The 22310-nt window shown below is 73.2% G+C and carries 25 protein-coding genes; 14 read left to right on the top strand and 11 right to left on the bottom strand.

From position 1 onward, the window contains the following. A partial coding sequence (locus C1I98_RS13330; RefSeq protein WP_111167481.1) for an elongation factor Tu occupies positions 1 to 1002 on the bottom strand: 1002 nt, incomplete at its 3' end. 321 nt (positions 1003 to 1323) lie between these two features. On the opposite strand from C1I98_RS13330, the gene C1I98_RS13325 reads away from it, so the two are divergent. The 3 genes from C1I98_RS13325 to C1I98_RS13320 all read left to right on the top strand — a co-directional run bounded on the left by C1I98_RS13325 (position 1324) and on the right by C1I98_RS13320 (position 3729). Beyond that, positions 1324 to 2310, top strand: a complete 987-nt coding sequence (locus C1I98_RS13325; protein ID WP_111167480.1) for a zinc-binding dehydrogenase — start codon at positions 1324 to 1326, stop codon at positions 2308 to 2310. 250 nt (positions 2311 to 2560) lie between these two features. Next, complete coding sequence (locus C1I98_RS45025) at positions 2561 to 2983, top strand: MFS transporter (protein ID WP_267898042.1); 423 nt, start codon at positions 2561 to 2563, stop codon at positions 2981 to 2983. Continuing rightward, on the top strand, positions 2941 to 3729 hold the full coding sequence (locus C1I98_RS13320; protein WP_267898044.1) for an MFS transporter: 789 nt from the start codon (positions 2941 to 2943) through the stop codon (positions 3727 to 3729). Before C1I98_RS45025 ends, C1I98_RS13320 begins: the two co-directional genes overlap by 43 nt. Positions 3730 to 3754: 25 nt before the next feature. On the opposite strand, the gene C1I98_RS13315 is transcribed toward C1I98_RS13320, so the two are convergent. Then, positions 3755 to 4048: a HesB/IscA family protein gene (locus C1I98_RS13315; protein WP_111167479.1), complete on the bottom strand. Its 294-nt coding sequence runs from the start codon at positions 4046 to 4048 to the stop codon at positions 3755 to 3757. A gap of 136 nt (positions 4049 to 4184) precedes the next feature. Here C1I98_RS13315 and C1I98_RS13310 point away from each other — a divergent pair, with 136 nt between their 5' ends. Then, on the top strand, positions 4185 to 4445 hold the full coding sequence (locus C1I98_RS13310; protein WP_111167478.1) for a hypothetical protein: 261 nt from the start codon (positions 4185 to 4187) through the stop codon (positions 4443 to 4445). Here the strand turns inward: C1I98_RS13310 and C1I98_RS13305 are convergent. Continuing rightward, positions 4429 to 4995 (bottom strand): hypothetical protein, encoded by a 567-nt coding sequence (locus C1I98_RS13305; protein WP_111167477.1) that lies wholly within the window; start codon positions 4993 to 4995, stop codon positions 4429 to 4431. The genes C1I98_RS13310 and C1I98_RS13305 overlap by 17 nt on opposite strands. 109 nt (positions 4996 to 5104) lie before the next feature. Here C1I98_RS13305 and C1I98_RS13300 point away from each other — a divergent pair, with 109 nt between their 5' ends. Next, positions 5105 to 5503, top strand: coding sequence for a PPOX class F420-dependent oxidoreductase (locus C1I98_RS13300; protein ID WP_111167476.1), 399 nt, complete (start codon positions 5105 to 5107; stop codon positions 5501 to 5503). Positions 5504 to 5544: 41 nt separating this feature from the next. Here the strand turns inward: C1I98_RS13300 and C1I98_RS13295 are convergent, their stop codons facing one another. Beyond that, on the bottom strand, positions 5545 to 6717 hold the full coding sequence (locus C1I98_RS13295; RefSeq protein ID WP_111167475.1) for an acyl-CoA dehydrogenase family protein: 1173 nt from the start codon (positions 6715 to 6717) through the stop codon (positions 5545 to 5547). Then, the gene (locus C1I98_RS13290; protein WP_199536912.1) at positions 6714 to 7976 is read right to left on the bottom strand and encodes a CaiB/BaiF CoA transferase family protein; all 1263 of its coding nucleotides are present in this window, start codon (positions 7974 to 7976) and stop codon (positions 6714 to 6716) included. The genes C1I98_RS13295 and C1I98_RS13290 overlap by 4 nt, the downstream gene beginning before the upstream one ends. Before the next feature lie 178 nt (positions 7977 to 8154). Here C1I98_RS13290 and C1I98_RS13285 point away from each other — a divergent pair, with 178 nt between their 5' ends. Further along, positions 8155 to 8820 (top strand): GntR family transcriptional regulator, encoded by a 666-nt coding sequence (locus tag C1I98_RS13285; RefSeq protein WP_111167473.1) that lies wholly within the window; start codon positions 8155 to 8157, stop codon positions 8818 to 8820. A gap of 12 nt (positions 8821 to 8832) precedes the next feature. On the opposite strand, the gene C1I98_RS46335 is transcribed toward C1I98_RS13285, so the two are convergent. The 5 genes from C1I98_RS46335 to C1I98_RS13260 all read right to left on the bottom strand — a co-directional run bounded on the left by C1I98_RS46335 (position 8833) and on the right by C1I98_RS13260 (position 13944). Beyond that, the gene (locus tag C1I98_RS46335; protein ID WP_233507848.1) at positions 8833 to 9018 is read right to left on the bottom strand and encodes a DUF2087 domain-containing protein; all 186 of its coding nucleotides are present in this window, start codon (positions 9016 to 9018) and stop codon (positions 8833 to 8835) included. Between the two features lie 210 nt (positions 9019 to 9228). Beyond that, positions 9229 to 10596 (bottom strand): cytochrome P450, encoded by a 1368-nt coding sequence (locus tag C1I98_RS13275; RefSeq protein WP_111167471.1) that lies wholly within the window; start codon positions 10594 to 10596, stop codon positions 9229 to 9231. Continuing rightward, the gene (locus C1I98_RS13270; protein WP_233507847.1) at positions 10593 to 11270 is read right to left on the bottom strand and encodes a sulfotransferase family protein; all 678 of its coding nucleotides are present in this window, start codon (positions 11268 to 11270) and stop codon (positions 10593 to 10595) included. Before C1I98_RS13270 ends, C1I98_RS13275 begins: the two co-directional genes overlap by 4 nt. Continuing rightward, positions 11267 to 12382, bottom strand: coding sequence for an alpha-hydroxy acid oxidase (locus tag C1I98_RS13265; protein WP_111167469.1), 1116 nt, complete (start codon positions 12380 to 12382; stop codon positions 11267 to 11269). The genes C1I98_RS13270 and C1I98_RS13265 overlap by 4 nt, the downstream gene beginning before the upstream one ends. Next, a complete protein-coding gene (locus tag C1I98_RS13260; RefSeq protein ID WP_111167468.1) occupies positions 12379 to 13944 on the bottom strand; it encodes an NAD(P)-binding domain-containing protein in 1566 nt (521 codons plus the stop codon). The genes C1I98_RS13265 and C1I98_RS13260 overlap by 4 nt, the downstream gene beginning before the upstream one ends. 232 nt (positions 13945 to 14176) lie before the next feature. Between C1I98_RS13260 and C1I98_RS13255 the strand changes: the two genes are divergently transcribed. The 3 genes from C1I98_RS13255 (at position 14177) to C1I98_RS43840 (ending at position 16593) form a co-directional block, all read left to right on the top strand. Then, positions 14177 to 15538 (top strand): lanthionine synthetase LanC family protein, encoded by a 1362-nt coding sequence (locus C1I98_RS13255; RefSeq protein ID WP_111167467.1) that lies wholly within the window; start codon positions 14177 to 14179, stop codon positions 15536 to 15538. Between the two features lie 161 nt (positions 15539 to 15699). Then, complete coding sequence (locus C1I98_RS43845) at positions 15700 to 16191, top strand: hypothetical protein (protein ID WP_233507846.1); 492 nt, start codon at positions 15700 to 15702, stop codon at positions 16189 to 16191. Positions 16192 to 16233: 42 nt separating this feature from the next. Then, a complete protein-coding gene (locus tag C1I98_RS43840) occupies positions 16234 to 16593 on the top strand; it encodes a hypothetical protein (RefSeq protein WP_233507845.1) in 360 nt (119 codons plus the stop codon). A 30-nt stretch (positions 16594 to 16623) separates the two neighbouring features. On the opposite strand, the gene C1I98_RS13245 is transcribed toward C1I98_RS43840, so the two are convergent. Beyond that, a complete protein-coding gene (locus C1I98_RS13245; RefSeq protein ID WP_111167466.1) occupies positions 16624 to 17610 on the bottom strand; it encodes a sulfotransferase family protein in 987 nt (328 codons plus the stop codon). 154 nt (positions 17611 to 17764) lie between these two features. On the opposite strand from C1I98_RS13245, the gene C1I98_RS13240 reads away from it, so the two are divergent. The 5 genes from C1I98_RS13240 to C1I98_RS40460 form a co-directional block, all read left to right on the top strand. Further along, entirely contained in the window at positions 17765 to 20620 is a 2856-nt protein-coding gene (locus C1I98_RS13240; protein WP_111167465.1) for a helix-turn-helix transcriptional regulator, read from the top strand. Positions 20621 to 20959: 339 nt separating this feature from the next. Next, positions 20960 to 21298, top strand: a complete 339-nt coding sequence (locus C1I98_RS41355) for a hypothetical protein (protein ID WP_158558015.1) — start codon at positions 20960 to 20962, stop codon at positions 21296 to 21298. Beyond that, positions 21205 to 21687 carry a hypothetical protein gene (locus C1I98_RS40465; protein ID WP_158558014.1) on the top strand — a complete coding sequence of 161 codons (483 nt, stop codon included), beginning with the start codon at positions 21205 to 21207 and terminating at the stop codon, positions 21685 to 21687. Before C1I98_RS41355 ends, C1I98_RS40465 begins: the two co-directional genes overlap by 94 nt. Further along, positions 21684 to 22022: a hypothetical protein gene (locus C1I98_RS13230; RefSeq protein ID WP_111167463.1), complete on the top strand. Its 339-nt coding sequence runs from the start codon at positions 21684 to 21686 to the stop codon at positions 22020 to 22022. The genes C1I98_RS40465 and C1I98_RS13230 overlap by 4 nt, the downstream gene beginning before the upstream one ends. A gap of 105 nt (positions 22023 to 22127) precedes the next feature. After that, on the top strand, positions 22128 to 22310 hold a 183-nt coding region (locus tag C1I98_RS40460; RefSeq protein ID WP_146607411.1), incomplete at its 3' end, for a hypothetical protein.

Here is a 22310-nt window from a genome sequence, read left to right as displayed (position 1 = left end):
GCTGAGCATCACCCGGGTACCCGGCCCCGCCATACTGATCACCGTGGACCACTGGTCAGGCTGGCCCGGCTGAGCATCACCCGGGTACCCGGCCACGCCCCGCCCCGGCGGCCTCGGAGACCCCGGTCGCACTGGAGACTCCGAGACCCGTACCTGCTTTCTGCGCACCCCGCGCAGCAGCACCGCCGCGTTGTCGCCCGCCTCGCCGCGCTCCATCGTCTTGCCGAACGTCTCCACCCCGGTCACCACCGCGGTGAAGCCGTCGGCCAGGCCGACCGTCTCGACGGTGTCGCCCACCCGGACCGTGCCGCGCTCGATGGCGCCGGTCACCACCGTGCCGCGCCCGGTGACGGTGAGCACGTTCTCCACCGGCAGCAGGAACGGCGCGTCGGTGTAGCGCACCGGCACCGGCACGTGCTCGTCCACCGCGCGCAGCAGCGACTCGATCGAGGCCGTCCAGTCCGGGTGGCCGGCCAGCGCGCGCAGCCCGGAGACCCGGACCATGGGCACGTCGTGGTACCCGTGCTCGGCCAGCAGCTCGCCCAGCTCCAGCTCGACCAGGTCGAGCAGCTCAGGGTCGGCCCCGTCGGCCTTGTTGAGCGCGACCACGACGTGCTCGACGCCGACCCTGCGGGCGAGCAGCACGTGCTCGCGGGTCTGCGGCATGATCCCGTCCTGCCCGGACACGACCAGGATCGCCCCGTCGAGCTGCGCCGCCCCCGTGATCATGTTCTTCACGTAGTCGGCGTGGCCGGGCATGTCCACGTGGGCGTAGTGCCGGTCGGCCGTCTCGTACTCGACGTGCGAGATGTTGATGGTGATGCCCCGCACCGCCTCCTCCGGCGTGCGGTCGATCCGCTCGAACGGCACGTACTTCGCCCCGCCGCGCTCGGCGAGCACCTTCGTGATCGCCGCGGTGAGCGTCGTCTTGCCGTGGTCCACGTGCCCCATCGTGCCGATGTTGAGGTGCGACTTGGTGCGCGTGTAGGCCCGCTTGGCCATGGTTCTTCCTTCGATGCCCGGTGGTGCCTTGAGATGGCGACCCGCACGCTCGCTCGACCCTTCCCCGCCGGGTCACCAAGGACGACCGGGAAAGGGTCAGCGCTCGACGCCGCCGGAGAGCGCCGCGGTGCAGGGCATCGAGGCACGCGCCGGCGCGCCCGCGGGTGCGGGCGTCGTCGGGAACAGCGCGTGCCGGAACATGCCGCCCATCGTCCGCTACGCCGGCCCGCCGGGGTAACCGGTTTTCCCGGCGCGGTTGACCTCGACCTGACTTGAGGTTGCATCGTGGGCTCTGGTCAACGACAAAAGGGGTGGACAGACATGCGCGCGATCCGGCTGCACGCCTTCGGACCGGCGGAGAACCTGACCTACGAGCAGGCCGCCGACCCGGTGCCCGGTCCCGGCCAGGTGCGCATCGCGGTGCGGGCGGCGGGGGTGCACCTGGTGGACACGATGATCAGGGCGGGCACCGCCAATGGGCCGATGGCCGCGCCCGAACTGCCGACCATCCCGGGCCGGGAGGTCGCGGGGGTCGTGGACGCCCTCGGTGAAGGCGTCGCGGAGTCCTGGTTCGGCCGCCGCGTCGTCGCCCACCTGGGCATGGTCCCCGGCGGGTACGCCGAACTCGCGGTACGCGACGTGGCCGCCGTACACGAGGTGCCTGACGGCGTGGACTTCGCCGGGGCGGTGGCCATGATCGGCACCGGGCGCACCACCATGGGCATCTTGGAGGCGGCCGCCCTGGCCGCGGGCGACGTCGCCGTGGTGACGGCCGCCGCGGGCGGCATCGGCGGCCTGCTGGTCCAGGCCGGCCGCAACGCGGGCGCGACCGTCGTGGCCCTCGCCGGCGGCCCCGCCAAGGTGGCCAGGGCCAAGGAGCTGGGCGCGGACCACGCCTTCGACTACACCCTCCCCGGCTGGCAGGACACCGTACGGCAGGCCCTCGCGGGCCAGGCCGCGACCGTGGCCCTCGACGGCGTCGGCGGCGAGGCCGGGCGGTTCGCGATGGACCTGCTCGCCCCCGGTGGCAGGCTGATGCTGTTCGGCTGGTCCGACACGGCGGGCGGCCCGGTGGAGATCACCACGGCGGCCCTCTACGAGCGCGGCCTGACCGCCGCCGTCCCGATCGGCCCGCGGCTGCTGAAGCGCCCCGGCGGCATCCGGGAACTGGAGGAGCGCGCGCTCGCCGCCGCCGGGTCCGGCGCGCTGACGCCGTCCGTGCAGGAGTTCGCCCTGAAGGACGCCGCGCAGGCGCACGCCGCCCTGGAGACCCGCCAGACCATGGGCAAGGTCGTGCTGATCCCCTGAGCGGACGCGGGCCGCGGTGCCCGCATCGGGCCGCGGTGTCCACATGACGACAAGAGCCGTCAGAGGGTGTCAGAGCATCTGTCAACGGGTGCTAGCGTGCTCCCAGCCCAGACCCAGCACGCTCTCGTGAGACACGGATGACCCTTCCCCTCGCCGGACGGCCCGCCCGTTCCAGGATCGCGGCCGCCAGCCTGATCGGCACCGCGATCGAGTTCTCGACTTCTACATCTACGGCACCGCCGCCGCGCTGGTGCTGAACACCGCCTTCTTCCCGCAGCTCGACCCGCTGGCGGGCACGCTGGCCGCGTTCTCCACCTTCGCGGTTGCCTTCCTGTCCCGGCCGCTCGGCTCGGCGATCTTCGGGCACTGGGGCGACCGGATCGGGCGCAAGTCCATGCTGGTCGTCTCGCTGCTGCTGATGGGCCTTTCCACGGTGGCGATCGGCCTGGTGCCCGGCTACGCGGCGATCGGCGTGGCCGCGCCCACACTGCTGGTGCTGCTGCGCTTCATGCAGGGCGTCGGGCTGGGCGGGGAGTGGGGCGGCGCGGCGCTGCTGGCCACCGAGCACGCCCCGCCCGGCAGGCGCGGCCTGTACGCGATGTCCCCCAGCTCGGCCCGCCGGTCGGGTTCATCGCCGCCAACGGCCTGTTCCTCGTCCTCGGCGCGACGCTGACCGAGGGGCAGTTCGCGGGCTGGGGCTGGCGGCTGCCGTTCGTGGCCAGCCTGCTGCTGGTCCTCATCGGCCTGTACGTCCGGCTCAAGATCTCCGAGACGCCCGTGTTCCAGGCCGCGATGGACCAGCGGAGGATCGCCCGGGTGCCGTTCGCCGGGCTCATCCGCCACCAGTGGCGGCGGGTCCTGCTCGGCGCGGGCGCCATGGTGATCTCCTACACGCTCTTCTACACCGCCACCACCTACTGCCTGTCGTACGCGACCGCCACCCTCGGCATCCCGCGCACCACGATGCTGGGGTCGACCATGCTGGGCGTGGTCTTCATGGCCGCGGGGACGATCGTCTCCTCGTCGCTGTCGGACCGGCTGGGGCGGCGGCGCGTGCTCATCTGCGCCGCCGGCTTGTCGGTGGTGTGGGGGCTGGTGATGTTCCCGCTGCTGGAGACCCGTTCGGTGGTCCTGGCGGGGGTCGCGCTGGCCGGCGCGCTCGGGCTGATGGGCCTGGCGTTCGGGCCGATGGGCGCGTTCTTGCCGGAGCTGTTCCGTACCGAGTTCCGCTACAGCGGCGCGTCGGTCGCCTACAGCCTCGGCGGCGTGCTCGGCGGGGCGGTGCCGCCGCTGGCCGCGACCGCCATGCAGCGGGGCGGTCTCGGCACCACGGGCGTCGGGATCTACGTGGCCGCGATGGCGGCGCTCAGCCTGGCCTGCGTACTGGCGCTCCCGGAGACCCTCGACCGCGACCTCTGACCTCGGGCGACCCGGCCGCCCCCGTTCACCCGGCCCCGGACCTACGAGGGAGGCGGAAGACGGGATGGCCGGTCGGCGGCACGTCGGCGTCCAGCGAACGGTCGCTCAGCAGTTCGGCGGCCGCGGGGTCGAGGAAGACCCGGGCCTGCGACTTCTCGATCACCTGGTCGCCCGGGCGGGGCGCGCTGGCCAGGGACAGCTCCAAGGACGCGTCATCGCCCGATTTCAGGGTGATGCGCAGCCCGGCGTCCGCGGGCAGGTCCTCGCCGACCATCAGGTCCCGTATCGCGGTCACCGCCGTGTCGGTGAGTGCAAGCACGGCATGCCCCTCCTCTCGGATCCTGCGGTCCGGCTTTCCGTACAGGCCGGGGTCAAACCCAAGTGGCGGCCAAAAACCCGGGCGAGGGCGGATAGGGCGGGCCCTCCCGGGTACGCGGCCCTACGGAGGGGATCACATGACCGAACAGGGACACGCCGGGGTGGAGGAACTACAGCGGGTCCTGGACGAGGTCTTCCGCGACCACGACCGGGTGACGCGCCGCGAGGTGTACGGCAGGGCGTCGGAGCATCTGCACGTGCCCGCCGCCATCCTGGCCCACCTCAACGAGCTCCCGATGGGCCCCTACACGCGCTCGGAGCTGACCGAGGCGATCAACGAGGTGATCAGGGGCCGCGGCGAGCAGGACGCGCTCGGCCTGCTCACGATGCCCCGTTGAGCGGCGGCGGCACCCGCCGCCACAGCGGGTCGCGGTACAGGACCACTTCCGTGCCGTGCAGCAGCTCGTCGGGGGCCGAGGCCAGCGCGATCTCGCCCTCCTCGGCGAGCCGCTGGAGCAGGTCGCGGACCCGCGGGCCGACCGGCAGCCGGCCCGGGGGCAGGCCGAGCAGCGCCCGTACCTCGTCGGCCGCCCGCGACAGCGCGAACGGCTCGGGCAGGCCGCGCACCACCCGGCGCAGCAGGCCGATCGTGATCACTTGCTCGGCCTCGCCGTAGGCGGCCTGCCACACGAGTTGCGGGCCGCGCCTGCCGGTGCTCGCGCACGCCGTACAGGGACGCGCGAAGCCGGGCACCACCACCTCCTCGGCGGCGCCGAGGCAGGTGGAGCACATGTCGTTCTCCATGGCGTGCAATTCGGCGGTCACCCGGCGGTCCAGCGGCAGGCCGCAATCGCAGCGGTAACCGCGGAACGCGCCGCCGACCAGGGCGTCCGGATCGGCGTCGGCGGGGATCTCGTCCCAGGTCACAGTGATCGTGTGCTTGGCCATCGCACGCCACCTTAACCGACGGCCCCGATCGTGGGCAGAGTGCGGAATGGATGCACGCGCCGATATGTTTCGCCCGATCAAGAAACCCCCGAATCGCAAGGAGGCAGCGGTGGCCGAACTCGGCGACGCGGAGAAGGCGCTGATCGACCGGCCGGTGTGCGGCTGGCTGACCACCATACGGCCAGACGGCTCGCTGCACAGCACCGTCGTGTGGACCTACCTCGACGGTGACGACATCCTCGTCAGCACGCTCGTCGGCCGGGCCAAGGAGCGTCACCTGCGCCGGAACCCGCGGGTCTCGCTCAGCGTGCTCGACCCGGACGACCCCTACCACGCGGTGAGCGTGTCCGCCACGGCCCTGCTGGAGGAGGAGGGCGCCGAGGAGACCCTCGACTTGCTCGCCAAGAAGTACCTCGGCGTCGACGTCTATCCCGCGAGGGAGGAGGGCGACCGCCGGGTGAACGTGCGGATCCGGCCCGAGCGCGTCTTCTACAAGCCCGGCCGCTGACCTGCGGGGCGTCCCGGCGTACCGGGACGCCCCGCCGGGCGTCAGCGGAAGGCCGGGACGCCGGTGAGCGTCTGGCCGAGGGTGAGGGCGTGGACCTCCTCGGTGCCCTCGTAGGTGGCGACCGACTCCAGGTTGGCCATGTGCCGCATGACGGGGTACTCCAGCGTGACGCCGTTGGCCCCGTGCAGGCCCCGGGCGAGCGCGGCCACCCGCTGGGCGGCGCGGACGTTCGCCATCTTCCCGAAGCTGATGTGGGAGTGGTGGGCCTGCCCGGCGTCCTTGAGCCGGCCGATCTGAAGGGCGGTGAGCATCGACTGGTTGACGTCCACCAGCATGTCGGCGAGCTTGCGCTGGGTGAGCTGGAAGCCGCTGATCGGCCGGCCGAACTGCACCCGGCTGCCCGTGTAGTCCAGGGTGGCCTCAAGGCACGCCCGCGCCGCGCCCGCAGCGCCCCAAACGATGCCGTACCGCGCCTCGCTGAGGCACGACAGCGGGGCGCGCAGCCCGTCCGCGGCGGGCAGCCGGGCCGCGTCCGGCAGCCGTACCTCGTCCAGGACCAGCTCGGAGGTGATCGACGCGCGCAGCGAGAGCTTCTTGTGGATCACGTTGGCGGAGAAGCCCGGCGTGCCGCGCGGCACGAGGAAGCCGCGGATGCCCTCGTCGGTGGCCGCCCAAACGATCGCCACGTCGGCGATCGACCCGTTGGTGATCCACATCTTGGTGCCGCTGAGCACCCAGTCCGAGCCGTCGCGCCTGGCCCGGGTCCGCATCGAGCCGGGGTCGCTGCCCGAGTCGGGCTCGGTGAGGCCGAAGCAGCCGATGGCGTCGCCGCCCGCCATCGGGGGCAGCCACTCCTGGCGCTGCTCCTCGCTGCCGTAGCGGTGGATCGCGGTCATGGCCAGCGACCCCTGCACCGAGACGAAGCTGCGCAGCCCGCTGTCCACCGCTTCCAGCTCCCGGCAGGCCAGGCCGTAGCTGACCGCGTTGGTGCCGGCGCAGCCGTACCCGGACAGGTGCATGCCGAACACCCCGAGCGCGCCGAACCCCTTGGCGACGCCGCGCGGGTCGGCGATGGTGCCCTCGTCGAACCAGTCGGCGACGTGGGGCAGCAGCTCGGTCCGCGAGTAGTCGCGGACGGTGTCGCGGATCGCCCGTTCCTCTTCGGAAAGGTCGCGGTCCACGGCGAGGAAGTCGTGCGGGTCGGGCGTGTTCATCTGCTCTCCTTGGGCACGGACGGGTCGGGCGATGTCGAGTGTGGCAGGGGCGGATCGGCGGCCTGGCGGACGACTCCGGCCTGCTCCAGGCGGCCGATCTCCGCCTCGGTGAGGCCGAGTTCGGCCAGTAGTCGCCTGGTGTGCTGACCGTGCAGCGGCGGCGGGTCCGTCCTGGGCGTGTAGCCGCCGACCGCGAAGCCGGTGCGCATGAGTTCGAGCGGCCCGGCGGTCGGGTGGGCGACGGTGACGGTGGCCGGCTCGTCCGCGGCGCGGATGGCCTCCAGCACCCCGCGTATCTTGCCGACCGGCACTCCGGCCTCGGTGAGCACACTCGTCCACTCCCCGGCGGTGCGGGTACCGAACACGGCCTCAAGCTCGGCGATGAGCGCGTCGCGGTTGACGATCCGCACGGGGTTGCTGTCGAAGCGCGGGTCCTCGGCCAGGTCGGGGCGGCCCATGGCGTGGCACAGCGCGCGGTAGAGGCCGTCGTTCCCGGCCGCGACGGTGATCTCCCCGTCGGCGGTCCCGAAGGTCTGGTACGGCACGACGGTGGGGTGCGCGTTGCCGTAGCGCCCGGCCTCCTCGCCGGTGACCAGGGCGCTCTGCGCCACGTTGACCAGTCCGGAAAGCGCCGAGTGCAGCAGGGAGACCTCGACCCGGCAGCCGGTCCCGGTCAGCGCCCGCCGGTGCAGCGGCCCGAGGATGGCCACGGCGGCGTTGAGCCCGGCGAGCACGTCGGCGATGGCCACGCCGACCTTGGTCGGGGTCTCGCCGGTGATGTGCATCAGGCCGCTCTCGGCCTGGACGACGGCGTCGAATCCGGGCCGGTCCGCGCCGCCGAATCCGGTGATCGAGCAGTAGACGACGCCGGGGTTGCTCCGCCGTACCGTCTCGTACCCGATGCCCAGCCGGTCGGCCACGCCGGGCCGGAAGTTCTCGATGATCACGTCGGCGCCGTCGCACAGCCGCCGCGCGACCGCGCGGCCGTCAGGGTGCTTCAGGTTCAGCGCGATGTTCTGCTTGTTGCGGTTGACCGCCAGGTAGTAGGCGGCCTCGCCGCCGGCCTCCGGCGGGCCCCACGAGCGGGTCTCGTCGCCGTGCACGGGGTGCTCGACCTTGATCACTTCAGCACCCAGTTCGGCCAGGAGCATGGTCGCGTACGGCCCGGCCAGCACGCGGGAGAAGTCCGCCACCCGCACTCCGGCGAGCGGCGGGGCCGCCTGCGCGGGACGGTCACCGTTGTCGGATGGTCGGCTGATGGCTACCTCCCGGATCGTCCCTGATCATCCAGAATAAGATTCGGTCATCGAGTCGCGGCGGGCAAGTCGTCGCGGCTTGCTAGAATTTATATTGGATCCAAAATCCTAGCGCAATAGCCAACTCGGCTCACCGCCCACGGTATGATCACGCCTGACCCGAAGGGGGAGACGCACCCCGATGAGCTTCACGTCAGGACCACCTCAGACCACTCAGCAGTACGTGCTGGACCACCTGCGGCGGGCCATCCTCACCGGCAGGCTCGCGCCCGGCAGCCCGATCAGGCAGGACGCCCTCGCCGAGCAGCTCGGGGTCAGCCGCGTGCCGCTCCGCGAGGCCCTGAAGATCCTTGAGGGCGAGGGCCAGGTGATCTACCGGCCACGGCGCGGATACATGGTGGCCGAGCTGGCCCTCGAAGACTTTTTGGAGGTCTACCGGCTGCGCCAGATCCTGGAGGAGGAGGCCGTCCGCCGGGCCATCGACAAGATGACCGACGAGGACATCGAGCGGCTGGAGGAGGCGCACGAAGACGTGGTCGCCGCCGCCAAGTCCGGGGAGATCATCGCCATGGCCACGGCCAACCGGCGCTTCCACTTCACCCTGATCGACGCGGCGGGGATGGCGAGGCTGTGCAAGTTCCTCAACATCCTGTGGGACGCCACCGACGTCTACCGCTCGCTGTACTACGGCCAGGAGAGCAACCGCGAGCGGGTGGACCGCGAGCACCGGGGGATCATCGAGGCGGTGCGCGCCCGTGACGCCGACGCCCTGGTGCAGCGGCTGGACGACCACCGCACCGGCACCGTCGGCGCGTTCAGCGAGTTCCTCGCCCGCCGCGACTCCTGAGCGGGGCCGCGCTCAGACCTCCACCGGGCCGCCGCTACGCCAGTAGAGGTCGCCGGCCCTGCTGAGCAGGCACTCGTCGACCAGGTAGCGGCGCAGCGCGGCGAAGTCGTGGTGGAAGGCGCGCAGCACGACGTTGACGTCCTTTGCCGGGTAGCGCACGCCCGGCTCGAAGAGCGTGGCGATGTGCCGGAGCACCACCAGGCGCTTCTCCCGCCGCGCGCCAGGCGGCGCAGCGCCCGGTCGGTCAGGGCGGGCGGGAGACCGGCGTCGGCGGCCCGCCCGGTCAGCACCAGCGCCGACAGCACCCGCAGGTGTCGGGCTGCGACAGCAGGCCGAGGACGCGCCTGGCCTCATCATCCGCTTCCGTCATGCCGGGCGCGGGGAGAACTCGTGGATCACGTCTCGACCCTATGGGCGCGGGCATCGCCCCGTCGCCTCATTATCCGCCGGGCCCTTCACCGGATCGGCCGTCCGGGCGAAGTACCGGCGGCACAACCCCTTGCGCCGGGCGTCGAGCACCATGTAGGTGCCGAGCACGAGCTGGAGCGGGCTGCGCCAGACGTCCTCCCATCTGTCCTTGATCCGCATCCAGGTCAGCTCACCGGCCCGGGGGCGGGCGCCGCGCGCCGTCACCAGGCACGGCCCCCGGTTGGGCAGCGAGCGGGTGTGCTGGGCCGAGGTGTGGAAGGACAGCGTGCGCAGCAGCTCGCGGGCGGCGCCCCGGAGCGCGGCCGGGGCCAGGTGCCAGGCCGGGCACGGCCGGTTGGCGGCCATCCCGAAGGGGATGTGGTTGGCGTGCCTGGCCGTCAGGGCCTCCCAGCGGCCCGGGTCGAACCGGTCGGGCTCGGCGTATCCGGTGCGGTGGAACTCGGGGTAGTTGAAGCACAGCACCGAGCCCGCGGGCAACGTGGTGGCCTCGTCCACCTCGATGTCCGCCGAGGTGATCCGGTGCGCGACGCCGAACAGCGGGTAGAGCCGCATGGTCTCGGCGATCACATGGTCGAACCGCCGGTCGTCGGCCTCGGCCAGCTCCGCCTGGACGCCCGAGTGGGCGGCGAGCACCATCATCAGGTGGGCGGTGGCCTCCGCCTGCTGCACGACGCCGGTGTTGAAGAACGCGCCCTGAAGGTAGTAGGCCTGCTCGCGGCGGGTCAGCCGGCTCGGCAGCCGATGCGGCACCCGGTCCAGGGCGCCGAGCAGGTAGCAGGTCAGCCGGTCGCGGACGCGCATGTGCCGCAGGCCGCAGCACTTCAGCGACGTCACCACGTCGTCGGCGTGCGCCACGATGAGCTCGCGGGCCTCCGGCGGGCAGCGTTCGCCGAAGACGACCTCGTAGAAGAACTCCGCCCAGACCGGCATCATCAGGTCGCGCAGCCGCACGGTCGAGGGGCGGCGCAGCCGGGCGACGGCCCGCGCCACGCAGCGCGCCGCCAGTTCCTCCGCCTCGGCGGTCGGCATGGACATGATGCCGCGGGTCGTACGCGCCACCTCGTCGTACCGCTCGCCCGGCTCCAGGTGCTCTTGGTGGACGTGCGAGCCGGGGGCGAGCCAGTACCAGAACAGGTCGGAAAGGGCCGCGCCCCGGCTGCGCCCGTCCGCCGCCGGGTGGGAGTACACCTCGCGGAACCGCGACACCGGGACCACGTCGCCCGGGATCGGCACGCCCTGCCGCCCGTTGACCGCGGTGAAGATCCGCACCCGCAGCGCGACCACTGCCCTGGGCAGCCAGTACGGCAGGCTGAGGATCCCCGCGGCGGCGGCCGCCCGCAAGATCATCGCCCGGCCGTCTTCGCCTGCGACTCCGCCATCCGCGCGGCCACCCGCCCCCAGAACCGGCCGGGGTCGTTCAGGTGCGGGTACGACTCGTCCGGCGGATCGACGCCCAGGAAGGAGCACAGCGGCTCCCACCCCGAGCCCGGCTCGATCACCAGCAGCCGCTCGGCGGGCACCTCCCGGCGCACCGCGGCGTTGTGCTCCTCGAAGACGGCGATCGCGTGGTCGCGGTCCTCGAAGCGGCCGCCGAAGAACGGCCCGTCCCAGATCAGCCGCCGGGTGAAGTCGGTCATCACGTCCAGTCCGGGCACCACGCGCAGCGCCTCGGCCGCCCGGGGGTCGGCCGAACTGCCGAACATCGGGTAGATCGTCTTGGCCACGCTGTCGTACCAGCTCTGCGAGTCGCGGACGGTGAGGATCACCTTGGCCTGCGGATAGGCCGCCACCAGCTCGCGCCAGAACGCCGCGCCCGGCCAGTCGACGCTCGCGGCGTAACCGTCGAACAGCGCGGGCAGGTCCACCCGCTCGCCGTCGGCGGCGGCCTGCCAGGCGGCCAGCCGTTCCGGGTGGTCCAGGACGTGCCTGCCGTGGAAGCAGGGGGCATAGCCCAGGCGTTCCAGCGCGGCCTTCAGCGACAGCGTCCCCGTCCGGCCGATCCCCGCCCCGATCACCTTCACCGCGCGCATCCTTCCTTCGCCGAGATGTCCATCACCAGGTCGCGGGGCACGTCCGCGGGACCGGCGCAGCCGCACAGGGCGAGCGCGTTGGCCAGCTCCCGCCGCAGCATCGAAAGGACCGCGCTCACCCCGTCCTCGCCGGCCACGGCCAGGCCCCACATGACCGGGCGGCCGATCCCCACGGCCGCCGCGCCCAGCGCGAGGGCCTTGATCACGTCGGTGCCCCGCCGTACTCCGCCGTCCAGCAGCAGCGGCACCCGGCCCGCCACCGCCTCGGCGATCCGGGGCAACTGCGCGATGGTCGGCGGGGTGGTGTCGAGCTGCCGGCCGCCGTGGTTGGACACCATGATCCCGTCCACGCCGAGATCGGCCGCCAGGGCGGCGTCCGCGGGATGCAGCACGCCCTTGACCAGGATCGGCAGGTCCGTCGTCTCCCGCAGCCACTCCACGTGCCGCCAGGAGATCTCCGGGGAGAGCACCACCTGGCGGACCGACCCCGGCTCCCCGCCGCGCAGTTCGCGCAGGTTCTCACAGCGCAGGCCCGGCGGCAGGTCGTGGAAGTCGTTGCGGTCGTTGCGCTCGGCGCGGCCGAGCGCGGGGGAGTCGGCGGTGACGACGAGCGCGCGGCACCCGGCCGCCTCGGCCCGCTGGACGATGGCCCGGGTGAACCCCAGGTCGGGCTGCGGGTAGAGCTGGAACCACAGGCAGGGGTCCGTGGCGGCCTTGCGGGCCTCGGCGGCGACGTCCTCGATCGCCACCGTGGACAGCATCGCGGCGATCATGATGACGCCCTCGGCGGCGGCGGCCCTGGCCGTGGCGCGCTCGGCGTCGGGGTGGACGAGCCGGTGGAAGGCGGTGGGCGCGATCACCACCGGCATCGACGCCTCGTGCCCGAGCACGGCCGTGCGCAGCACGGGCTCGCCCGCGCCCCGCAGCACCCGGGGGACCAGGCACAGCCCGGCGAAGGCCGACTCGTTGGCGCGCACGGTCACCTCGTCCTGGGCGCCGCCCCGCACGTAGTCGTCGTGCACCGGATCGAGCACCATGCGGGCCGCCTGCTCGAACTCGCGGACGTTGACCGGCGCGCCGTGCGGCAGGCTCGGAGCCGTCATGTCCGCGCCGCCTTGGCCGGGCGGCAGGCCGTCGCCTTGACCAGGAAGTGGTCGAGGAAGGAGCGCAGCGGGGCGCGGTGCTCGTCCTCGCTGGTCCAGTCGTTGTAGATGTCCTCGGCCAGGTGCAGGGCGGCGACCTGCTCGCCGTTGCGGTAGTGGCGGATGACAGGGTGCATGTACCGGTCCTCGTGGCCGGGATCGGCCTCCCAGGCGCGGCCCACGGTCACGTCGAAGGGGTCGATCGCGTCGTGGCCCGCCCCGTACTCCAGCGTCACCGCGAAACAGGACCGGTCGCCCCTGGCCCGCGCGTAGTCCACCGGCACCTCCTCCAGGTAGCCGACCGTCCCGCCGGGCCCGGGGACGATCAGGTCGCACAGGAAGGTGTACTGACTCCACAGCGCGGAGGAGCGGTTGAGCCGGGCGAGCACGGCGTCGGTCACCGCGCCGGCCTCGGCGGGCAACTGCGCGGCGGGCCACGGGACGCCCTCGTACTTCTGGTCCAGGACGCGGGTCAGCGCGAGGATGCCGTGCCTGAACCCGTGGATGAAGGCGCTGGTGTACTTCTTGAAGTCGCGGACCTGGGTGAGCGTCCCGGCGAAGTAGAGCCCGGGGACGTTCACCGACTCCCACTCGTGGGTGAGCGCGGGGAACCTGCCGTGGATCGCGGTCTGCGGGCGGCAGGTCCGGCCGAAGATGGAGCCGTCCATGGCGAAGCCGGTGCAGGTGATCACCCGGTCGTAGGCCAGCCGCACGACCTTGTCCCTGCGCGCGTACGCCATGGTGACCAGGTATTCGCCATCTCGTCGCTCGATGTCCTGGATCGTCGCGTCCAAGACCATGTTCTGGGTCTTGAGCTGGTAGGTGTCCAGGAAGTTGTTGTTGACGGCGCGCAGGTGGCCGATGAAGTGCGTGCGCCAGGCGAACTTGATCGACTCCGGGCCGGCCAGGTGGATCACGGCGGCCTTCTCCACCAGGTTGTCGGCGGTCTCGAAGGCGGAGTTGCCCTTGCCGATGATCAGTACCCGCTGGTCGGTGAAGTCGTCGGGGTCGACGGAGACCTCTCCGTACAGCTCGGTGGTCTCTATGCCCGGGAGGGGCGGCAGGTACGGCCGGCCGAAGCCGGTGGCCACCACGACGCGCCTGGCGCGGAAGACCCGGCCGCCCGAGGCATGGACGGTGAAGCCGCCGTCCTCGCGCTCGATCCGCTCCACCGGGCAGTCGTGGACGACCGGGAGGCGGTGGGCCTTGGCGAAGTCGATGAGGTAGCGGACGTAGTCGCCCGCGTCGGGGAAGTAGCGTTCGGTGTAGCGGGTGAAGAGCAGTTCCGGGTCGTCGCTGAGCAAGGAGTTCCAGTCCATGCGCAGGGCCAGTTCGGGGTCGCTCCAGCCGGTGTGCGGCTTGTTGATCGAGATCATCCGGCGGTGGCGGGGGTAGGTCCGGTAGAAGGTCCCCGGGGTCGCTCCGGCCTCCAGGATGACGTATTCGCGCCCTGCCTTCCCCAGGAAGTAGCCGAGCTGCAGCCCGGCCGGTCCCGCTCCGATCACCAGGTAGTCCACATCCATGGGCGGTCTCCCGTTATAGACCCATATGACCGATCCTGTGCGCAGGTGTAATACGGGAGACGGGACGCTCTGGATTCACCGGGATGATAACGATCCAAGGCATCGTGGAGTGACGCCCTGGCCGGGTGTGCGCCGGGCGTAAGGTGGACGCATACGCCGTTCTCCGTTGGGCGTTGACGTCAAACCATGTATTACCTACATTATAAGTAGGTATTCGGCGGCGGGAGGGGACATGACTGCGGACGGGCCGACGTGGCCGCGCGGGAGCACCCCGCTTGAGGCCGCCGTCCTCGCCGGGCGATGGATCCGCTCCGCGGCGGTGGAGGTGTCCTCCCATCGCGCGGCCGAGCCGCGGGTGCTCTCCTGGCGCGCCAACCCTGACCCGGGCGGCCGGTCCGCCGCGGCGGGCCCCTCGCACTCGCTGTACGCGGGGGCGGCCGGCATCGTGCTGTTCCTCCTGGAGCTGGCCGCCGCCACGGGCGATGAGTCCTATCTGGACGACGCCCGGGCGGGCGCCAGGGGCCTGGCCGCGCTCGCCACCGAGCGCGCCGCCGCCTCCGGCCACGACCTGACCCTCTACCACGGCCTGGCCGGCATCGCCTTCGCCCTGGCCGAGGCCGGCTGGGTGACGGGCGATGAGTCGTTCGAGGACGCCTCGCGGGCGGCGGCCGACCGCATCGTGGCCGGCGTGCGCTCCTTCCGCGGCGGCCCCGGCTGGACGGGCGATCCCGCCCAGAGCGGTGACGGCGGCATCGTGCTCGCGCTGCTGCACGCGGCGGGCATCCACGGCGTGCCCCGGTACGAAGAGGCCGCCGTGGAGGCGGCCGCCCGGATCGCCGACCTGGTCGTGCCCGGCCACCGGTTCGGCGAGGAGGGCTGCGCGGGGCTCCCGGCAGACGCGGTCACCCCGGGCTTCCTGTCCGGCACCGCGGGCACCGCCTTCCTGATGGCCCGCATGTACGGCGTGACCGGGCAGGCCGCATTCCTCCAGGCGGCCCGTAGAGGAGCGGAGTTCGTCCGCGCGGTGAGCACCGTGTCGGGGCGCTTCGCGCTCGTGCCGCACCACGTACCGCACGGGCGGACCTTGCACTACCTGGGCTTCTGCTCGGGCTCGGCGGGCGTGGCGCGGATGTTCTACGAGCTGTACCGCGTCACCGGCGACCAGGGCGACCTCGATTGGGTCGAACGGCTGGCCGGGGGCATCGTGCAGAGCGGCGCGCCGTACCGCCAGTCGCCCGGCTACTGGAACGTCACCTGCCAGTGCTGCGGCGCGGCGGGGCTGCTGGAGTTGTTCGCCGGGTTGTGGACCGCGACCGGGCGCGAGACGTACCTCTCGTTCGCCCGCGACGTGGCCGAGCACCTGATCGACGCGGCCACCGGTCACGACGGCGTCGGCTTCCGCTGGTACCAGGCATACCGGCGGCTGCGGCCCTGGGAGGTCACCGCCGACACCGGCTACATGGTCGGCTCGGCCGGGATCGGCTCGGCCCTGCTCCACCTGCACGCCGCCGACTCCCCGGGCGATACGCCGCGGCTGGTGCTGCTGCCGGACAATCCGTTCCCCGCCATCGCGCTGCCCGCCTCGCGCGCCTGAGCCGCGCGCGGCTTCGGGCGGAGGCGTCCTGGCGGGGCGGGTCGGTTTCCGATCCAACCGACTATTCAAGTAGGGTATGTGGCCAAAGAGCGGTCGAAGCCGAGACCATGATTGGTGCATCCCGCATGAGCGAACACCTGGCCCCGTCTATCGTCGAGGCCGTGTTGATCGGAGAGAACGACCCGAGGGTCCTCGCCATGGTCCCGGATCCGCGCCGCTCGGTCGTGGCGGTCGAGCCCGAGCGGCAGGAGCCGGGATACTGGGCCGGAGCCGCCAGCGCGGTCGCGAGCGACGGCCTGATCCATCTGGCCTACCGGCTGCGCCGCCCGCTCGGCCACGGGCGCGGCCACGCCGTCGCCATCGCCAGGTCGCGAGACGGCGTGCGCTTCGAGACCCTGCTCACCATCCCCAGCGAGGAGATGGACGCGGAGTCCCTGGAACGGCCCGCGCTGGTCCGGCTGCCCGGCGGCGGCTGGCGGATCTACCTGAGCTGCGCCACGCACGGCACCAAGCACTGGCGCGTGGAGATGCTGGAGGCCGCCGACCCCGCGGGCTTCGACCCGCGCACCCGCCGGGTCGTGCTGCCCGGCGACGCCAAGACCGGAGTGAAGGACCCGGTGATCATGCAGCGGGGCGGCATCTGGCACTTGTGAACCTCCTGCCACCCGCTCACCGACCCCGACGAGGCCGATCGCATGGTCACCGACTACGCCACCAGCGCCGACGGGCTGAAGTGGACGTGGCACGGCACCGCGCTGACCGGCGCGCGCGGCGCGCGGGTCGCCGCGGTCACCTTCGCCGGTGACGCCCTGGTCGCGGCCTACGACGGGCGCGCCTCGGCGGCGGAGAACTACGAGGAGCGCGCCGGCCTGGCCGTCGGCACCGACCCGGCCGGTCTCGTCCCGCTGGAGGCCGGTCCGGCCGCCGCCTCCCCGCACGGCGCGGGCGGCCTGCGTTACCTGGACGTCGTCGACCTCCCCGACGGGCACCGGCGGCTGTACTACGAGTACGCGCGCGCGGACGGGGCGCACGAGTTGCGCACCGAGTTGCGCTGAGAGGCGCCGATCCCGCCGGGGGCTCGCCGTTCAGCCGGGGCCGGAGTCGCGCGGCCGGCCGTTGCGGGCCTGGCGCTGGCCCTGCGGCCGGGCCCCCACCAGCCCGCCGGACCGCTCGCGGGGGCGCACCCAGTCCCCGAAGTCCTCGCCGGTGACCTGCTGGAGCAGCTCGATGTCCGCGGCGAAGAACGGGATGAGCGCGCTCCGCTGGTCCCAGGTGAGCGGACGGCGGGCGCGCGCCCGCTGTTGGAGCCGGCCCTCCAGCGACTCGGCCAGCGTCCCGCCGAGCCGTCCGGGCAGCGCCGACCACGCGCGCAGCGACCCCGACAGCAGCCGATGGGTGAAGGTGGCCTCGGGGTGGGCGGTGACGTTCTCGCGGGGCACCTCGGAGATGATCCCCGGCTCCACGCCCAGGAAGGCGCAGATCCGGTCCAGGGGGGCGGCGGGCGTGTCCACCAGGTCGCGGTAGCGGAAGACGTGCACCTGCTCGCGGGGGAACAGCGTGTAGAGGTCGCGTAGCTGCTCGCCGTACTTGCCCAGGGAGACGTAGTGCCAGAACGGGGCCCAGCCCGCGGCGATCCGCCGGGGCTCCCTGGCGCAGGCCCGGACCACGTCGCCGAGCGGTTCGAGGCCCGCCGACCACAGGTGGGTCCAGTTGGAGTGGGCCCGCTCGACCGGGTCGCGCAGTACCACGATCAGCCGGGCGTGCGGGATCACGGCGTGGATGCGGCGCTGCGCCTCGCGGTCGTAGAGGTAGAACGGCGTGGACTCGCCGGTCAGCGCGCCCGGCGGGGCGCCCTCGAACAGGGCCAGGTAGTCCTGGCTGCGCCAGACGTGCTCGCGGTAGGTGCGGGCGTCGCCGGGGCCGCCCCGGCTCGGGGGCGGGCCGTCGGTGAGGAAGTACTTCGGTTCCTTGACCGCGGACATGTGCAGCGAGGGGTGCCTCGCCAGTGCGGAGTGCAGCGCCGTCGTACCGGCCTTGGGGGCACCGGCGATGAGGAAGTCGGGCAGGGGCATCGGCCGTCCTCACAGGATAACCCGTAAAACCTACTTAATAAGGAGCAAAGATACCCGCTCACCACCGCTGAGCAATGGGCTGACGAAAACCCCTCAGACGCGCGATGATGAAGCGTCGGCCGCGGTACACGCGCCCACGGAAAGGACGCCCCCCATGCAGCCACGCGTCGGTGCCGCCTTGGTAGGGCGGGAAGACGCGCTGCGCACCCTGGCGCGCGTCGTGGAGGAGACGTCCGAGGGCGGGTTCCGCCTCGTGGCGGTGGTGGGCGACCCCGGCGTGGGCAAGAGCCGCCTGCTCGGCGTGCTCGCCGACCTCGCCAGGCGACGCGGCCTGACCACCCTCGCCGGCCGGGCCTCGGAGTTCGAGCAGGAGTTCCCGCTCAGCCCGCTCATCGACGCCCTGGACGACCACCTGGAGCCCCAGGCGGCCGCCCTGGCCGAGCGGCTGCCCGCCACCCAGATGGACCTCCTGGCCGCCGTGCTGCCGGCGTTCGCCGACGCCGCCCCCGGCGGTCCCGGGCATCCGATGGCCGACGACCTGAGCGGGCTCGGGCGCTACCGGCTCTACCGCGCGGTCCGGCTGCTGCTGGAGGAGCTGACCGGGCCCGACGGCCTGGCCCTGATCCTCGACGACCTGCACTGGGCCGACGCCACCACCGTCGAGCTGCTGGACCACCTGGTGCGCCACCCGCCGCGCGGCGGCGTGCTGCTGGCCGTGGCGTTCCGGCCCGCGCAGGCGGCGCCCCGGCTGGCCGCGGTCGCCGGGAAGGGCGAGCGCGTCGAGATCGGCCCGCTGTCGCGGGAACAGACCGACGAGCTGCTCGGGCCCGAGGTGAGCCTGCCGGTGCGCCGCCTGTTGCACGAGGCCAGCGGGGGCAACCCGTTCTACCTGGACACGCTGGCCAGGCTGAGCGGCGGCCCGCTCGCGATCGAGGACGGCAAGGCCGAGCTGCCGCCCGCCGCGGGCGCCGCCCTGGACGTCGAGTTGAGCGGGCTCGCCCCGGCCGCGCTGCGGGTCGCCCAGGCCGCCGCGGTGACCGCCGACGAGTTCGAGCCGGCCCTGGTGGCGGTGGCCGCGGAGATGCCCGAGCCGGACGTCCTGCGGGCGCTCAACGAGATGGTCGCCCGCGACGTGGCGCGCCCGGCCGACGCGGCCAGGTTCCGTTTCCGTCACCCGCTCGTGCGCAGCGCCGCCTACGCCTCTGCCGCGCCCGGCTGGCGCTACGCCGCGCACGCGCGGCTCGCCGACCACCTCGCCGCCCTGGGCGCGCCCGCCGTCGCCAGGGCCCACCACGTGCAGCGCTCGGGCACGTTCGGCGACCGGCGGGCGGTGGACACCCTCGTGGAGGCGGCCCGCACGGTCGCGGCCCGGGCGCCGCTGACGGCCGCGCACTGGTTACAGGCGGCCCTGCGGCTGCTGCCCGAGACCCCCGAACGGCTGGAGCTGCTGCTCGAACTGGCCCACGTGCAAAGCGTCAGCGGACGGCTGGCGGAGGGCCGCGACACCGCCCGCGAGCTGCTCCGGCTGCTCCCGGCCGACGACTACGCCAGAAGGGCCCGCGCGGCCCGGCTGTGCGCGCTGATGGAACGCCAGCTCGACCGCCCGCACGAGGCGCGCGCGCTGCTGCTCGACGAGCTCCGCCAGATGCCCAACCCGCAGGCGGCCGAGGCGGTGCCGCTGCGGATGCGGCTGGTGGCCGAGAGCCTGATGCGGGTCGACTTCCGGGCCGCCCAGGCGGTGCTGGACCTGATGCCCGACGCCGCCGAGGACTGGGAGCCCGGCCTGGCCACCGGCGTGGCCGCGATGCGGCCGATGCCCGCCTACGCGGCGGGCCGGATCACCGAGGCCGTCAAGTACATCGAGATCGCCGAGAGCCGGCTGGAGATCGCACCCGACGAGCACCTGGCCGAATGGCTCGACGCCGTCGCCTGGCTGTGCTGGACGCAGTGGAGCATGGGCCGCTACGCCGGGGCGCTGCGCCACTTCGACCGCGCCGCCGCCATCGCCCGCGCCACCGGGCAGGCGTACATCCTGACCAACCTGCTCGCCGGGCAGGCCAGGACCCTCGCCATGGTGGGCCGCCTGGCCGAGGCGCGCACGACCGCCGAGGAGTCCGTCGAGGACGCCCGCCTGCTCGGTTCGGGGCAGCAGCTCGTCTTTGCGCTCACCCAGCAGTGCCTGGCGGCGTCCTGGGCGGGCGAGGACGACGAGGCGCTGCGCGCGGCCGACGAGGCGGTGAGCGCCGGGGTCGGCGGCGGCGAGGTGTGGGGCGCGATGGCCGCCCACGCCAGGGGCCTGGCCCTGATCAACGCGGGCCGGGTCGAGGAGGGGGCCGCGGTCACGCTGGAGGCGTGCGACCGGTTCAGGTCCCCGCGCCTGGACCGCGGCACGCTCCTTTGGTGCTGTGAGACGCTGGCGCAGGCGATGGCCGGGGACGGCAGGGCCGACGAGGCCGCGGTGTGGGCCGGGCGGGCGGACAACCTGGCGCGGCCGGAGCTGCCCACGTTCGCGGGGCTGGCCAGGCTGGCGCGGGCGCACGCCGTACGCCCTGGCGATCCCGCGGCGGCGGCCGTGCTCGCCGGCGAGGCGGCCGCGCTGCTCGGCACCGAGCGCCGGATCGACGCGGGCCGCGCGCTGCTCGTCGCGGGCGTGGCGCACGGCGAGGCGGGCGAGCGCAAGTCGGCCCGCGCGCGGCTGCGATCCGCCGCCGAGGTCTTCGAGGCCTGCGGCGCGCGCAACCTGTACGCCCAGACGCTGCGCGAACAGCGCCGCCTCGGCGTCCGCGTGGGCGCCGCAGCGCGGCCGTCCGGCCGCAGCACCGACCTCGGCCTGTCGCCGCGCGAGATGGAGATCGCCGAACTGGTCGCCCAGGGGCAGACCAACCAGCAGATCGCCGAGAAGCTCTACCTCAGCGTCCGCACGGTCGAGACGCATCTGTCGCGAGTGTTCACCAAGCTGGGCGTGAGCTCCAGGGTCGGCGTGGTGACCGTGCTCAACCGGCGGGCATGACTCCGGGTGCGCCCCGTGCTCCCACGGCGGGCGGGACGGAGTCGCCCCCGGAGCCGCGCGGCCGGGCGGAAGCCGTACGCCCAGGCCACGCGGCCTTTTCGCCGGCTTCTTACGGGGGGTGACGGCCGCAGCCAGATGAACGTAACTCGCGTTTCGGTCCCGCGCCAGGCCCAAACTTAAGATTCCTCTCCCCGGCCGGACACCTCCTGGAAGAACTCCAGCAAACCGGACGGTTCCCAACAGGGTGGGTATTCGCCGCCCCCGGGGTGCGGAAACCACAGGTGGACCCGGAGATGTACCCCATACCGTGGCCGCCGGGCCGATCTAGCGTTGCCGGTCATGACCGCGAAGATGTTCGACATTCCGAGGAGGGGGCTCGCGGGGCTGGCGGCGCTCGTCACCCTGGCCGCGGTGATCATGTTGGCCGCGATGGCCGACAGCACCACCTGGTTCGCCCCGGGAGCGGCGTATCTGCTCACCCTCCCGGCGCTGGTGTGCGCGCTCGGCGCGGCGGTGGCCGTGCTGCTGCGCGGGCCCGCCTGGGCGCGGGTGGCGGCCGCGACGGCCGGCCCGGCGTGGCCGCCATGCTGCTGCCCTCGCTGGCCCGCAACGTCTTCGACGGGATGGGGCTGGCGCTGGGCGGGGCGAGCGCGCTGCTCCTCGCGCTGTACGGGCTGACCGTGCTCCCGGTCGCGGAGCTGTTCAAGGGCGACCCCGGCGTCCGTGCCAGGCGCGGCGTCACCGCCGCCGTTCCCGTGGCCGCCGCCGTCCTCGCGCTCGTCCTGGCCGGCGCGGGCCTGGCGGTGGACCGCTTCGACGCCGATCACCCTGGGCGCACGCACCTGGCGTACGTCATGGACGCCGGCATCGCGCCGCGCACTGGGTCAGCGCCGACGCCGACCCCGCCGAGTGGACCCGGCGATACGTCTCCGGCCACGACGCCTCGGGGCTGCCCCCCGGCTACGCGCGGGGTGCCCTGTGGACCGGTCCGGCCCCCGCGATCACGGCCGACGGGCCGCGCGTCACCCTGCTGGAGCGCCACGGCGACACGCTCACCCTGCAGGTGACCGCGGGGAAGGGCGCCCGCTCGGTGACGATCCGGCTCGACCGCCCGATCACCCGGGTCACCGCGTCCGCCGCCGGCTTCGGTTCGGCCGCCGTCCCGGTGACCGGCAGGCGTACCGCCACCTGGCCCGCCGAGATCCGCTTCCGCGGCATCCCCGCCCGGGGCGCCCGCCTCACCGTGCGCGTCGCCGGCACGGGCCCGGTCCGCCTCACCGCCATCGCCGAGACCGACGGCCTCACCACCGTGCCGGGCTTCCAGCCCCGCCCTCCCGGCCTCGTGACGGCCACCCGTGAGGACGGCGACCTCACCGCGGTCACCCGCACGTACACCTTTTGACGGGACCTGCCCTCTGGACGGGCGGCGTGGTGGGGCTCATGCTGTGCATGGCGGCTCTATGACATCCCCAGACCGCCCATAGATGGTCATTTGACCGTTCCGCCGATGCGATTCCGCGTCGTGGCCGAACTTTTCCGGTTTCCCGGCCCTCCAATGTACGGGTTCAAGGGCGACCCCGGCGTCCGTGCCAGGCGCGGCGTCACCGCCGCCGTTCCCGTGGCCGCCGCCGTCCTCGCGCTCGTCCTGGCCGGCGCGGGCCTGGCGGTGGACCGCTTCGACGCCGATCAC

Source organism: Spongiactinospora gelatinilytica (assembly GCF_003236385.1).
GTDB lineage: Bacteria > Actinomycetota > Actinomycetes > Streptosporangiales > Streptosporangiaceae > Spongiactinospora > Spongiactinospora gelatinilytica.
This window is presented reverse-complemented; position numbering and strand designations above follow the sequence as displayed.

What these genes read in the sequence shown, in the direction of transcription:
- C1I98_RS13325 (WP_111167480.1), top strand. Translation starts at nt 1,324, where the DNA reads ATGCGCGCGATCCGGCTGCACGCCTTCGGACCGGCGGAGAACCTGACC.
- C1I98_RS13310 (WP_111167478.1), top strand. Translation starts at nt 4,185, where the DNA reads ATGACCGAACAGGGACACGCCGGGGTGGAGGAACTACAGCGGGTCCTG.
- C1I98_RS13305 (WP_111167477.1), bottom strand. Translation starts at nt 4,995, where the DNA reads ATGGCCAAGCACACGATCACTGTGACCTGGGACGAGATCCCCGCCGAC.
- C1I98_RS13295 (WP_111167475.1), bottom strand. Translation starts at nt 6,717, where the DNA reads ATGAACACGCCCGACCCGCACGACTTCCTCGCCGTGGACCGCGACCTT.
- C1I98_RS13285 (WP_111167473.1), top strand. Translation starts at nt 8,155, where the DNA reads ATGAGCTTCACGTCAGGACCACCTCAGACCACTCAGCAGTACGTGCTG.
- C1I98_RS13275 (WP_111167471.1), bottom strand. Translation starts at nt 10,596, where the DNA reads ATGATCTTGCGGGCGGCCGCCGCCGCGGGGATCCTCAGCCTGCCGTAC.
- C1I98_RS13265 (WP_111167469.1), bottom strand. Translation starts at nt 12,382, where the DNA reads ATGACGGCTCCGAGCCTGCCGCACGGCGCGCCGGTCAACGTCCGCGAG.
- C1I98_RS13260 (WP_111167468.1), bottom strand. Translation starts at nt 13,944, where the DNA reads ATGGATGTGGACTACCTGGTGATCGGAGCGGGACCGGCCGGGCTGCAG.
- C1I98_RS13255 (WP_111167467.1), top strand. Translation starts at nt 14,177, where the DNA reads ATGACTGCGGACGGGCCGACGTGGCCGCGCGGGAGCACCCCGCTTGAG.
- C1I98_RS43840 (WP_233507845.1), top strand. Translation starts at nt 16,234, where the DNA reads ATGGTCACCGACTACGCCACCAGCGCCGACGGGCTGAAGTGGACGTGG.
- C1I98_RS13245 (WP_111167466.1), bottom strand. Translation starts at nt 17,610, where the DNA reads ATGCCCCTGCCCGACTTCCTCATCGCCGGTGCCCCCAAGGCCGGTACG.
- C1I98_RS13240 (WP_111167465.1), top strand. Translation starts at nt 17,765, where the DNA reads ATGCAGCCACGCGTCGGTGCCGCCTTGGTAGGGCGGGAAGACGCGCTG.
- C1I98_RS41355 (WP_158558015.1), top strand. Translation starts at nt 20,960, where the DNA reads ATGACCGCGAAGATGTTCGACATTCCGAGGAGGGGGCTCGCGGGGCTG.
- C1I98_RS40465 (WP_158558014.1), top strand. Translation starts at nt 21,205, where the DNA reads ATGCTGCTGCCCTCGCTGGCCCGCAACGTCTTCGACGGGATGGGGCTG.